The organism is Sphaerisporangium flaviroseum (assembly GCF_039537005.1).
Lineage (GTDB): Bacteria > Actinomycetota > Actinomycetes > Streptosporangiales > Streptosporangiaceae > Sphaerisporangium > Sphaerisporangium flaviroseum.
Genome location: NZ_BAAAZR010000012.1, coordinates 1 through 12,332, shown reverse-complemented (window position 1 = coordinate 12,332; position 12,332 = coordinate 1). Strand labels below are relative to the sequence as shown.

The following is a 12,332-nucleotide window of genomic DNA, read 5'->3' as shown; positions in this document are numbered from 1 at the left end:
CGCTTGCCCTCTGAAATGCGCCGGCCCGACGTCGCGGCAGGCACGGCACGGTCAGCGCTGGACTACTACTTGATCTTTCCTGAGACGCGGGACGGCGCGCCATCGGCGCAGCCGGACGGAATCGTCGTCGAGCAGTTCATGCTCGCGGATGATCACACGGCGACCGGCCTGGCCACCACCGTATGGACCGCGGCGGACGGCGGCTGGCGGAGTTCGGCGGCCTTCAGCCGCGCGATCCGTTCGGATCCGAGGCTCCGTGCCCGGATCGTCCCGGTCCGCAGGGGCGACGCGGAGACGGCCTACCGTCGGCTGGGGGAGGGTGCGCTGCCTGACGAGACGACATTGCGCACCTACTTCCTGGAGCACGCGTCCTTGCCCGGCTCGCCTCCGCTGCTGCTTACTCCGCCGGAGGTTCCCGAGGGGTTCCACGAGAAGCGCGTGTACCGGATCCTGTTCGCCGGCCACCTGCGCAAGGACCGACTGGCGTACCTCCACCAGGTCTTGGGGATGACGCTCGCCGGTCCACAGGCCCGCGTGCTGGGCACAGGCCATCTGCGGGTGGCCGGCGACGCGTTCACCTGGGAGCTTTGCCAGATCGGCGGCGGGATGGCCTCGTGCGTCGACCTGACCGCCTATCTGGGTGATCCGCCGGGCGACACCGTCGGCGCTCTGCTGCGAGAGCTGATGACGATCATGCGCTACGAAGGGCTGATCCCCGTCACGATCGAGCGCTTCTGCTGATCCGCGGCCCGCGCCTGGTGCGGGCCGGCGGTAACCCACATGAATCCGTGTCACCGATCAGGACAAGCTCACCCTCCGGACCGCCGCCTACGGTGCCGGTGTCGTGTCAGCGGCGGCGTCAGGACGGTGACCGCCCGGTATCAGCGCGGTCGGCGAGGGTGGATGCCATGAACGGTTCGGCGATCGCGGTCTCGGGACCGCGAACCGGGCCACCTGAACCCTTGCGTGTCGCTCGTAGAAGCCCATGAGCGTCACACCGGAACGGGTCTCACCAAGATCCAACACTGTATGAAGGAGATTCATGATGGGAACCGGCAACAGCGGCTTCTCCGAAGCGGGCTGCGCATATTGCGTGAGGCGCTGGCACGGCATGTCGATTCCGGGAAGATTCCCGGGCTTGTCGCCCTGGTCGGCCGTGGCGGTGAGACGCACGTCGAAGCGATCGGGACGATGCGCCATGACGGTGGCGCGCCGATGCGCCGGGACACGATCTTCCGGATGGCCTCGACGTCCAAGCCGGTTGCGATCGCGGCGGCGATGGTCCTGCTCGACGAGTGCAGGCTGCGGCTGGACGACCTGGTAGAGCCGTGGCTGCCGGAACTCGCCGGCCGTCGGGTGCTGAAGCGGATCGCCCGGCCCGGTGATCAGGTGGTTGACCTGTGTGACCCCGGCCCGCAAAAGGAACAGGTCAGGCCGGTCCAGGCTCCCTCGGGCGCGTTCATGCATCCTCCCATTACGTAGCCATCGGCCACGGGACCTGGCTTCTCGGGCCGTCGTTTCCGTACAAGACGGCCGTAGTTGCGCTTCCTAGCATGGGCGTGGGCACTCCGCCGCAGTGCGTCGGAGGGGCGCCACCATCCGCTTGTCGATCTACCTGGCGGCCTCGTCGCCCGGCAATGAGGAGAACAGCACATGCGTGATCTGGTCTATACCGCGTTCGTTTCGCTCGACGGCGTTGTGGAGTCCCCTGGTGGTGGGCCGGGCGAAGACCACCGCAGCGGTGGCTGGGTGGTCAAGGACATCGAGTTCCTGCCCGAGGCGTTCTCACTCAAGGGCGAGGAGCTCGAGGATACGACGGCGCTGATGTTCGGCCGCCGCAGTTACGAGGTGTTCGCACCGGTCTGGCCCGACTCGGAGGACCACGCCGCCTACAAGGAACTGCCCAAGTACGTGGTCTCGACCACGCTGCCCGACGACGCCCTCGTCGAGGGTTGGGGTCCGACGACGATCCTGCGCTCGACCGAGGACATCGTCGAGCTCAAGAAGAGCGAGGGTGGCGCGATCTTCATCCATGGGAGTGCGGAGCTCGCTCGACGCCTGTCGGACGCGGGCCTGATCGACCGGTACAACCTGCTCGTCTTCCCGGTGCTGCTCGGAGCCGGGAAGAGCCTGTTCAGCAGCGCCGACAAGGACAAGCAGGCACTGAGTCTTCGGGAGTCCGCGGCCTACCCGAACGGTATCGTCAAGTTGATCTACGACGTCGTCCGCTGATCCAGGTCCAGGGCGATCGCACCGCCGGTGCCCTCGCGGAGTTGTCGCGCCGTACGCCCGACGTACCGGCGCAGCGCACGGGCCAGGTGCGGCTCGTCGAAGTACTCGAGCTTGGAGACGGTATCGGCGACCGGGGTACCGGCGGCCAGCAGCGCCGAGGCCGTGCGGGCGCGTTCGATCTGCCGTACGGCGCCCTGGGTGAGCCCGGTCGCCGCGCGGAACCGGCGTTCGACGGTACGTCCCGAGACCACTGGACGGTGCCCTCGGCGTACCTCGGCGACGAGCGGGTCACGGACCACGGCTCCGGCGCGCACAAGGCGGTCGACCAGGGCCTCAGCGTCGTCGGGGCCGGGCGTCTCCCAACGGAGACCGTCCAGCCGGAAGGTCCTGTGCGTGGCGTCGGGGAGTTCGAGGCCACGGTCGACCAGGGCCGGCGTGGGCACGGCCCGGAGGCAGGTGCCCACCGCGAACTCGATGCCGACGAAGGTCGCGCCCTCCGGCACCGGCGCGGTGCCGGTCCTGGTCTCAGGGCCAGAGATGTTCGCGTACGCCGTGCCCTCGAGCTCCCAGAACACCAGACCCCAGCACACCGCCGCCACCGAGGTCATCTCCGCGACCCGCTCGCTCGTACAGGTCCACACGGTGTCGACCCAGGGCGAGTCGGACGCGCGAGTCTCGAACCGCAGTGCCACGGGAGAAGGATAGGCACGGTTCGTCACCCACCCAATCGATTCCGGCCGACGGTCTTCCTGGAGAATCCGCTGTTCACCACGTTGGTGGCCCGGCCGCGCATGGTCGAGATGACAGAGGAGTTTCACGGGCACTGGAGCGTCCGGTGTGCTGCTCGCAGAGACTTCTACCTGGGCTGATCCGGGTGTGAGACACGCCGGCCACGCAATACCGCTGGTCGATCGTGGCGAACGGGCGTGGGCTTTCGGGCCGCGCCTGACATGGTGGGACGGTGGATTGGGACACACGAGCGCTCGAAGTGCTGGCGGTGGGTGAGCCCACGCCGCTGATCGGCTTCCCGGTGTCGGCGCCTGGGATCAGGCTGCTGCTGAAGGACGAGTCCGCGCAGCCGACGGGGAGCCTGCGGCACCGGCACGCCAGGGCACTGTTCCGCCGGGCCGTGCTCGACGGGTCGGTCACCGAGGGGGTGGCCGTGGTGGAGGCGACCGGCGGCAACGCAGCCGTGGCACAGGCCTGGTTCGCGCGGCGGCTCGGGCTGCCGTACATCGTGGTCATGCCGGGCGAGCGCAGCCAGGCGCGGGCGCGGCCGGTGGAGGAACTGGGCGGGGAGTGCCGGTTCGTGACGCCGCCGCTGGCGATCTACGACGCCGCACGGGAGATCGACGGGCACTTCCTGGACCAGTTCGGGCGGGCCGCGCCGCACGACCTGGCGGAGGAGCTGTTCGGGCAGGTACGGCCGGACTGGGTGGTGACGGGCGCGAGCACTGGAACGACCTCGGCCACTCTCGGCCAGTGGATCCGCTCCCGCGGTGAGAGCTGCCGGATCGCGGTAGCGGATCCCGAGAACTCGGCCTATTTCCCGGGATGGACCCTCGACGTGCCCGACTACGGCACTGGGATGCCCTCGCGGATCGAGGGCATCGGACGGCCGCGCGTCGAGCCCGGCTTCCGGCCCGACCTCGTGGACCTGGTCGTCCCCGTGCCCGACGCGGCCAGTGTGGCGGCGGCCCGGCACATCCGCGACGTCACCGGGCTGCCGGTTGGGGCCTCGTCGGGCACCGCTTTGTGGGCGGCGCTGGAGTTGGTCGAGCGCATGCGGGCCAGGGGCGAGATCGGCACGGTGGTGTCGCTGATCGGCGACGCGGCCGATCGGCATCTGGCGACCTGTCACGATGACGGGTGGGCCGCAGGGAAAGGGCTGGTCGTCGGACAGTACACGGGCACTCTGAGGCAGCGCACCAGCTTGTAGCCGGCGTGCGGCTTGTGGTGGCCGGGGAGTGAGGCTCTTGACCCTCACGTGGCGTCAGGCTGCATAGTCGGGGCCGTGGAGGATCACTGGACCGTGGGACACGTGGCCGAACTGGCCGGCGTGAGCGTCCGCACGCTGCATCACTATGACGAGATCAGGCTCGTTCGGCCGTCGGCGCGGACCGCGGCCGGGTACCGGGCCTATTCGGCGGGCGACGTGGAGCGGCTGCGGGAGGTGCTGGCCTATCGGCGGTTGGGCTTCGGGCTGCGGGAGGTTGCGGAACTGGTCGGCGACCCGTCCACCGACACGGTCGCGCACCTGCGCCGACTGCGCGGCCTGCTGCTGGAGCGGCGTGATCGCGCTGACGCCATGGTGGCGGCCATCGACAGGGAACTCAAGGCACGGGCGAAGGGACTGAAGGTGACGCCGGAGGAGCAACTGGAGATGCTCGGTGCACGGCTGTACGACGCGATCGGCAGCGCTTACACCGCGACACGGCGTACCGAGCCGCGGATCGCCGCGCAGATCTGGGACGCGCTCGGGGACGCGCAGACGGTGCTGAACGTCGGGGCCGGCACCGGCTCCTACGAGCCTGCTGATCGCGACGTGACCGCGGTGGAGCCATCGGCGGTCATGCGGGGGCAGCGGCCTGCCGACGCGGCGCCGTGCGTGGCCGCCGCCGCGGAGAGCCTGCCGTTCGGGGACCAGTCCTTCGACGTCGCGATGGCCGTCTCCACCGTTCACCACTGGGGGGACCCGATAGCGGGGCTGCGCGAGATGCGGCGCGTGGCCCACCGCGTGGTGGTGCTCACGTTCGACACCGACGAGCCCGGATGGCAGGACCGGTTCTGGCTTACCCGCGACTACCTGCCCGAGTTCGCCGCTGTTCTTGCAGGATTTCCCTCGCTTGCCGGGATGGTCGGCGCGATCGGCGCCCGCGCTGAGCCGGTGCCCATCCCATGGAACTGCGCTGATGGCCTGTTCGAGGCGTACTGGCGCCGACCGGCGGCGTATCTGGAGGATCACGTGCGCCGTGCGATGTCGGTGTGGACGAGGGTCGGGCCGGAGGCCGAGCAGCGGGCGGTGCGAAGCCTCAGCGACGACCTCGACTCCGGCCGGTGGGCCGAGCGCAACAGCGACCTCGCCAACCTCGACACGGCAGATCTCGGCCTCCGCCTCCTCGTAGCTTGAACCGCGTCGCAGCGTCAGCGTCATGGTGGCTCTCCGCCATGAGCGTGCGTCACGTTCAGCAGCCCTTATTCGTAATGAGCGCTCAGACGTGGCGTTCCCGTGGACCTGCCCTTGGGTGCCGGCGTTGTTCTGTCCGAGCGGGATGCGCCGCAGTCCGAGCGGGATGCGCCGCAGGACGTCCAACTGAACTCACCCGTGGCTCCGCCCCCGGCATCGCCGCCACCCTCCGCCCAGCCGGCGCGCAGGCCCCGCTCGCCCTTACCGCCGCGGCGGTGGTCCACGAGGCGCGCATCGGCGCGTCCGAGCGCGCGAGTGAATGCGGGCTGTGAGGTGAGATCGCTCCACGCCGTGGCCGCGCGGCGGGGGAGTGGTCATAGGAGTCGTATGCAACCCGCAGTGTGTACGGGATGCCGCTGGACGTGACCGCGGCGGGCACGCGGCGTGGGGAATATGAAGCTCCGGCCAGGTCCAGATCTGGTGCCCGTTGTAGGCCGCCAGGCCCTGGGCGCCTCCCTGGGAGGTCGGCCGGCGGTATATCCCGTGCATCGGTTGCCCGTTGATGACCAATGGCCCTGGTTGTTGTGGCGGCTGTCGTGGGGTTCGTATGTCGGGAACCTCCACCCAGCCGGTCATCTCGGCCATCCTTTGCGGGGTGGTAACTGACCGTCCTGCCCGGCACCCACGTTGTGGGAGGACGCGGTGATGGTCCCCGACCATGAGTGCGGGGAAAGGCGCCAGGCCGAAGATTTCCACGTGCGACCGGGGTGCAGCAAACAGATGAGGATCGTCATGTCGTCGTCCTTTGTAAGCGGGGGCGCTTCATTCACCGTCACCCGTGGTATCTGAGCCGATATATGGGATTGCAGAGACAGATTTTGTGTAGGGAGAATGCTGACCGATCTGCGTCGGTAATGGAACGGACATAATGCACGCACAGGAGCCATTTAGAATGCTGATCGCACCCAGCCAGCGGCGGTCGGATGCGCGGTCTGGCGCTGGGTGCACAGTTGTGCCTGCGTTGGCGCTGAAGCGCCTCGACATCGCACGGTGGCCGAGGTATGCCCTCGGAGCATCGCCGCAGGTCACTGCGGTTTAGCGGTTAACGATGGGGTCCATGGGCCCCACAAGGCTTCCGCTGGGTTGAAATTTCAACCGGATGGGCTAACGGCCCAATAGCGCGCTGGCTACCGTGCATTTCGCCTATTCCAAACGATGGGTCGCGCCCTTACCGTCATGTGCAGATCCCGACTGATCATCAAGGAGACAGCGGATGTCTGGTTCAGCGGTCAAGGTGTCACAAGGCGTGAAGCTGGCACATGACGACTACGCCCTGGAACGGGAATGCGTTCACCACTCCCCAGGAACTCATCGAGACCCTCAACGAGCAGGGTGCTCCTGTGTGGACGCGGAGTACGGAACGAGCAGGCTCAGGGAGCCTGCTGGGCAGTGCTGGACGGGCAGTGGAACGATCTGGGCAACTGTCACTAAGGACCTGAGGCTCGTTCTGCTGAACACCCGGTCTCGCCCCGTCGTATACGGGCTGAACTGGGTGCTCCTTTCTCCGGCGGACTGGCATCGCGATCACTTGGATCCCACCCTGGCGGTGCTGCGAGCCCCCGACGGCCCTTTCTCCGGCTGCAGCACCGACTCCCGGCACGGCGGCCATCGCACCGAAGTAGCCGCCCCCACCGATCCCTACCCAGAGCACTGAAGCTGACCTGCGGGGGCCTGTATTGGTGAGAGTCACAGCCACCAGACCCGGGGGGCGAACCGCAAGGGGGGCGTCCGCGCCAGACAAGATGCCGCGGACCATTCGGCAGCGCATCCTTGAGTACACGGGAGTGGGTGTGCGGTGGGTAATGGCAACAGAGGCGGTCACCATGGGGTCACGATCGATCCTCGCTATGGTCGAGCCGCATGTGCCGCGCGCGGGGATCGATCACCGTTAAGAAATGAGACGTTGGCAAGGGTTTCCCGGCATGTCCTTGTGGTGCTGGGCCTAGCTAGACCAGCCTAGATGGCGGCGCAGCCGACGCTGGCCCTTGCCCCACCACCCGCCATGGCGGCCCACGGGGCAGACGTCGGCCTCGATTCGCCCGAGATCCGCATCAGCCGGAGATCCGCATCAAGGGAGGCGCGGAGAACTGGCTAGCTTGACGGCGTTCGGATGCAGGTGGCCGTGGGCGAGTTGTCGGCGCCGCTCGATGTCGCCAGGAAACCGAACGTGGTGGACACGTTGGAGGCCAGCGCTCCGTTGTAGCTCTCGTTCGTGATCGTGTACGGGCTGGCGGTGCTGCCGGTGCGGCCACCCCAGATCTGCGTGATCCGCTGACCGGCGGGGAAGGTGAGCGTCACCGTCCATCCGGTGGTCGCGGTGGTGCCGGTGTTGGTCACGGTCACCTGACCCTGGAATGCGCCCGACCAGCTGCCGGTCTGGCTGTACACAGCCGTACACGGGCCAGCGCTCGGGCAGGCCGGGGTGGTGACGGTGACGGGAGAGGTGAAGGGGGATGTGTTTCCGGCCGCGTCACGCGCCCGGATCTGGTAACGGAAGATCCCCACCCCGGACTGCGTGAACGACGTGGTCGTCGAGCTGCCGACGGAGACGAACGTGCCACCGGTGGCGCCAGGCGCACGCCAGACCTCGTACCCGGTGACACCGGCGTTGTCCGTCGACGCGGTCCAGCTCAGCGTGACAGAGCCACAGGCGATGCTCGCGGTCGGCGTACCCGGCGTGGTGGGTGGCTGCGCGTCCGGCGGCGGCGGGCTGGTCGGGCACGGCGGCGGCATGGCAGTGACCGGCGCGGTGAAGGCCGAGGTGTTGCCGGCGGCGTCACGTGCCCGGACCTCGTACTGGGACACCCGGCTCATGGGTTCGGTGAACGTGGTGGTCGTGGTCGTACCGACCAAGGTGAACGCGCCGCCGTAAGGCGCGCGGTAGACGTCGTAGCCGGTGACCCCGACGTTGTCGGTGGAGGCGGTCCAGGTCAGCGTCACCGTCAGGGTGCAGCTGACCCCGACCCTCAGTCCGGTCGGGACCGTCGGCGGGGTGGTGTCGGTGGGTGGGGTGGTGCCCTCGAGGAGGCGGGTCAAGGCCGGGTACCAGCGGTCGGACATCTTCTGGAAGCCCGAATCGTCCGGGTGGACCCCGTCTCCGTTCGTGTCGGCCACCGGGTCGAAGCCGGTGAACTGGTCGACCACCGTGATCGGCGACTGAGCGGTCGTCTTACCCGCGGCCCAGCCGGGGATGGCGTCGTTGAGCGCTGCCACGCCCGGCGGGCACCATGCGCACCCACTCGGGGTCATCGGAATGATCTTCGCGACGACGATCTTCATGTTGGGCTTGCCGGCACGCATCTGGTCGACCAGTTTGCTGTACGCGGCGAGGATGGTCGCGGTCGGAGTGCTGTTCCAGATATCGTTGGTGCCCAGGTGCATGAGCACGATGTCCGGCCGGGTGCTGGAGAGCCACGACGGAAGTTGGTCCTGGTTCGCGATGCCGGTGGCCTGAAACCCTCCGTGCCCCTCGTTGTCACCGTCGTGCGCCACCGAGCACCCGCCACCCGGAATGGTTCCGACGAAGTCGATGTCGGTGAAGCCCGTACGCTGCAAACGGTCCCAGAGCAGGGCCCGCCAGCACCCGGGTCCACCTGTGATGGAGTCGCCGAGCGGCATGATCCTCACGGGGGCCGCCGCGGATAGTGCGGGCGTGGTCACCACGAGCCCGGCCAACGTAGTGAGCGCCACAAGGAGGGCATAGACAAGTCGCCGTTGCATGGTGACTCCCTGACAGACAGGCATGAGGGCGGTGGCCTGTCAGCTCCACCACACCGATCAATGCGGTGCGCGGACGGTAGACGCGTACGCCCCCGCATGTCGAGACTCCACCCAGGCCGGGCCTCAAAGCGCCTGGTCGCCCCTGCAACTTTCAACGGCTCACGGCAACGCAGGCGGCCGACTGAAAGGCCCCGGCGCCCGGAATGGAACGCGAATACATCCGCGACCGCACCCTGGAAGGCCACGAACGGATTTGCGTACCGGCTAGACATCGGCGCGCGATGGAGTCAGGTGTTCTCTGCCCGGCCACCGAGACGCCAATGCGTCCCGAGTTCTCGCATGAGGCCTCCTCGCAATGTGTCGGCGTCGCCCCAACCGTGACCCCCTACCGGCGGGTGAAAGTGGACCCCTTTCTTCTTGTTGATTGTTACTGGTCGTTGCCGGGATCGGCCGCTGGGACGCGGCCCAGATCACGGTTTTTGAGTCGGTAGCTGTCTCCTTTCATGCTGATGACTTCGGCGTGGTGGACCAGTCGGTCGATCATGGCTGCGGCGACGACATCGTCGCCGAAGACCTCTCCCCAGCGGCCGAAGGGTTTGTTGCTGGTGACGATCAGGCTTGCCCGCTCGTAGCGGCTGGAGACCAGCTGGAAGAACAGGTTGGCAGCTTCGGGTTCGAAGGGGATGTAGCCCACTTCGTCCACCACCAGGACCGGGACTCGGGAGAGCTTGGTGAGCTCGGTTTGCAGCGTGCCGGCGTGGTGGGCGTCGGCCAGACGGGCGACCCACCCGGCGGCGGTGGCGAAGGCGACGCGGTGTCCGGCCTGGCAGGCGCGGATGCCCAGGCCGATGGACAGATGGGTCTTGCCGGTGCCGGGCGGGCCCAGGAACACCACGTTCTCGCGGGCGGCGACGAAATCCAGGGTGCCCAGATGGGCGATGACCTCACGTTTGAGGGAGCGTTGGTGGTCGAAGTCGAAGTCCTCCAAGGCTTTGCGGGCGGGGAAGCGTGCGAAGCGGATGCGTGCCTCGCCGCCGTGGGATTCGCGGGCGGCGACCTCGCGTTGCAGGCAGGCGGCCAGAAACTCCTCATGGCTCCAGGATTCGGTCCGGGCGCGTTCGGCCAGCCGGTCGATGGCGGCTGCCAGGGAGGGTGCTTTGAGTACTCGGGTCAGGTAGGCCAGCTCGGAGCCGAGGTTGCGGCCGCCGGTGGCGGTTGTCTTGCTGGTGGTGGCCATCATGCGACGCCTTCGATACCGAGCAGGGTGTCGTAATCGCTCAGCCGACGTTGCTCGACCTCGGTGTCGGACGACCCTGTGGCCACCTGGCTGAAGGTGCGGCGCATCCCGGCGGCGGCGTGGCGGTGGAGTGGATCGGTGATGGTCTGATGCGGTGCCCAGCACCGCTGATGGCAGGCCACCTGCTGCCCGGCGCAGGTCACCCTCACCTGCTCCAGATCGGCGACCACCTCCACCAACCGGCCGATCACCGATGGATGAACCGAGTAATCGCAGGAGGCGATGCGGACATAGTGGTCACGGGCCAGCCGGGTCGCCATCCGCCACCCCAAGATCGGGGCGACCGGCGGCAAGGCCACCATCGCGGCCAGATCGGCCTGCAACCGGTCGACGGGACGGCAGGCGATCCGCCGGTGATGGCGCGCGTTGGCCAGGATCAGCCAACCGGACAGCTGGGCGTTGAAGTCCTGCGGCGAGGTGAAACTGCGGCCGGGCAGAAACGAGATCTCCAGATAGCCGTTGGCCCGCTCGACCAACCCTTTGGCCTCGGGATCACCCGGCCGACATTGCAGAATGCCCACTCCGAGTGTCCCGCGGAAAGCGTTCGCCTCACCGGTGAGTTGCGGCCGTCCGGCCTTCCACTGGCCGATCGCTGATTCGTTGTCCCACACCAGCATCTTGGGAACGGCGCCAAGCTGCGACAACAGCGCCCAGTGCCCGGCGAACAGATCCCCTGCCGTCCTTGAGGGCAGCATCCGGGCCATCATCCACCGCGAGTAGCCGCTGACCATGACCAGCACCGGCGGGCTGGCGACATGACCTGCTCCCAGCGGCACCCGCGCCGGCGGGAACCACAGATCACACTGAGCCAGCTCACCGGCCTGATACGTCGTCCGCGACACCGGATCGACCGGCTTGTACTGCCGCCGCAGGACACGAACCCGGTCCTTGAGCACCGTGATCGAACGCGTCCACCCGATCCGCTCGGCGATCACCGTCGCCGGCATGCCCGGGAACTCCTTCAGCAACGCCCGGATCTGCGGCTCCACCGCATCCACGATCGATCCCTTGCTCGGCCGCTGGTACCTCGGCGGCGTATCGGCTGCCAGCGCCCGTTTGACCGTGTTCTTCGAGATGCCCATATGCCGAGCGATCGCCTTGATCGGCATCTGCTCGGTCCGATGCAACCGGCGGATCTCCGCCCAGTCCTCCACCTTGATCACCCTCCAGAGTTACTGAAGGGGGTCCAGATTGGCCCGACGCCACGGGGTCAACGTTGGAGCGACGTCAACACAATGGAGTGCACACAGCGAGGGTGCACCACGCAGCACTGACCTCGACCCGGAACCAAAGGCCTCCTCGGGCTTGGCGAGATAAAGTGATCTACGAATGGGAGGCTGGCCTGACAATCGCCTTAACATGGTCGGTGACGGCGAACGGGGCGCGCGCCAGGTCATCAGCGCGGATCCGGTACTGGCAGACCTAGGCACACAGGTGGGCTCGATCAGCCTCGCCAACATCTGTCGAGGGGGCCATGAGTGGCTGCTGAAGGCCTGGTCGGTTCACGTATCAAGACCGCCCGCCGGAAACTGGGCCTGTCACAGCTGAAGCTCGCCCAACCTGAGTTGTCCGAGAGCTACGTGTCGTTGATCGAGTCAGGGCGGCGGACACCTCCTGCCGCGGTGGTGGAGCTGCTCGCGCAGAAACTGGACTGCTCGGCGTCGTACCTGCTGCATGGGGCGACCCCGGAGCAGATCGACGAACTGCTCCGCAACGCGCAAACGGCTTTGACCCAGGGGCAGGTGGCCAAGGGCCGGACCGGGTTCCTGCAGTTGCTGTCTGAATACGAACTCACCGATATGCCGGCGATCCAGTATCAGGTCGCAGTGGGTCTGGTCGACTGCGCACGATCGGTGAGTGATCTGGATGAGACCATCGCGGTGCTGGTCGCGATGT

11 protein-coding genes are annotated in these 12,332 nt (G+C 67.6%); 7 read left to right on the top strand and 4 right to left on the bottom strand.

What is annotated here, in order from left to right; all coding sequences use genetic code 11:
* The first annotated feature begins 3 nt into the window (after positions 1 to 3).
* The 3 genes from ABD810_RS22390 to ABD810_RS22380 all read left to right on the top strand — a co-directional run bounded on the left by ABD810_RS22390 (position 4) and on the right by ABD810_RS22380 (position 2,232).
* On the top strand, positions 4 to 741 hold the full coding sequence (locus ABD810_RS22390) for a hypothetical protein (protein WP_344943627.1): 738 nt from the start codon (positions 4 to 6) through the stop codon (positions 739 to 741).
* Positions 742 to 966: 225 nt separating this feature from the next.
* Positions 967 to 1,482: a serine hydrolase domain-containing protein gene (locus ABD810_RS22385; protein ID WP_344943624.1), complete on the top strand. Its 516-nt coding sequence runs from the start codon at positions 967 to 969 to the stop codon at positions 1,480 to 1,482.
* A 171-nt stretch (positions 1,483 to 1,653) separates the two neighbouring features.
* A complete protein-coding gene (locus tag ABD810_RS22380; RefSeq protein WP_344943622.1) occupies positions 1,654 to 2,232 on the top strand; it encodes a dihydrofolate reductase family protein in 579 nt (192 codons plus the stop codon).
* Here the strand turns inward: ABD810_RS22380 and ABD810_RS22375 are convergent.
* Positions 2,214 to 2,951, bottom strand: a complete 738-nt coding sequence (locus tag ABD810_RS22375; RefSeq protein ID WP_344943619.1) for a helix-turn-helix domain-containing protein — start codon at positions 2,949 to 2,951, stop codon at positions 2,214 to 2,216. The genes ABD810_RS22380 and ABD810_RS22375 overlap by 19 nt on opposite strands.
* A 242-nt stretch (positions 2,952 to 3,193) precedes the next feature.
* Between ABD810_RS22375 and ABD810_RS22370 the strand changes: the two genes are divergently transcribed.
* The 3 genes from ABD810_RS22370 (at position 3,194) to ABD810_RS22360 (ending at position 7,073) form a co-directional block, all read left to right on the top strand.
* Positions 3,194 to 4,171, top strand: a complete 978-nt coding sequence (locus tag ABD810_RS22370; protein WP_344943616.1) for a PLP-dependent cysteine synthase family protein — start codon at positions 3,194 to 3,196, stop codon at positions 4,169 to 4,171.
* A 93-nt stretch (positions 4,172 to 4,264) separates the two neighbouring features.
* The gene (locus ABD810_RS22365; RefSeq protein ID WP_344943613.1) at positions 4,265 to 5,362 is read left to right on the top strand and encodes a MerR family transcriptional regulator; all 1,098 of its coding nucleotides are present in this window, start codon (positions 4,265 to 4,267) and stop codon (positions 5,360 to 5,362) included.
* 1,270 nt (positions 5,363 to 6,632) lie between these two features.
* The gene (locus tag ABD810_RS22360; protein WP_344943610.1) at positions 6,633 to 7,073 is read left to right on the top strand and encodes a DUF4913 domain-containing protein; all 441 of its coding nucleotides are present in this window, start codon (positions 6,633 to 6,635) and stop codon (positions 7,071 to 7,073) included.
* 437 nt (positions 7,074 to 7,510) lie between these two features.
* Here ABD810_RS22360 and ABD810_RS22355 read toward each other — a convergent pair whose 3' ends face one another.
* The 3 genes from ABD810_RS22355 to istA all read right to left on the bottom strand — a co-directional run bounded on the left by ABD810_RS22355 (position 7,511) and on the right by istA (position 11,599).
* Positions 7,511 to 9,139: a cellulose binding domain-containing protein gene (locus tag ABD810_RS22355; protein WP_344943608.1), complete on the bottom strand. Its 1,629-nt coding sequence runs from the start codon at positions 9,137 to 9,139 to the stop codon at positions 7,511 to 7,513.
* Positions 9,140 to 9,566: 427 nt separating this feature from the next.
* On the bottom strand, positions 9,567 to 10,379 hold the full coding sequence (gene istB, locus ABD810_RS22350) for an IS21-like element helper ATPase IstB (RefSeq protein WP_344943605.1): 813 nt from the start codon (positions 10,377 to 10,379) through the stop codon (positions 9,567 to 9,569).
* Complete coding sequence (istA, locus tag ABD810_RS22345) at positions 10,376 to 11,599, bottom strand: IS21 family transposase (RefSeq protein ID WP_344943601.1); 1,224 nt, start codon at positions 11,597 to 11,599, stop codon at positions 10,376 to 10,378. Before istA ends, istB begins: the two co-directional genes overlap by 4 nt.
* A 315-nt stretch (positions 11,600 to 11,914) precedes the next feature.
* Between istA and ABD810_RS22340 the strand changes: the two genes are divergently transcribed.
* Positions 11,915 to 12,332: helix-turn-helix domain-containing protein (locus tag ABD810_RS22340; RefSeq protein WP_344943596.1), on the top strand; the 418-nt coding region annotated here is incomplete at its 3' end.

Excerpts from the sequence above, each read along its gene's own strand:
- ABD810_RS22380 (WP_344943622.1), top strand. The coding sequence starts at position 1,654 with ATGCGTGATCTGGTCTATACCGCGTTCGTTTCGCTCGACGGCGTTGTG.
- ABD810_RS22360 (WP_344943610.1), top strand. The coding sequence starts at position 6,633 with ATGTCTGGTTCAGCGGTCAAGGTGTCACAAGGCGTGAAGCTGGCACAT.
- ABD810_RS22355 (WP_344943608.1), bottom strand. The coding sequence starts at position 9,139 with ATGCAACGGCGACTTGTCTATGCCCTCCTTGTGGCGCTCACTACGTTG.
- istB (WP_344943605.1), bottom strand. The coding sequence starts at position 10,379 with ATGATGGCCACCACCAGCAAGACAACCGCCACCGGCGGCCGCAACCTC.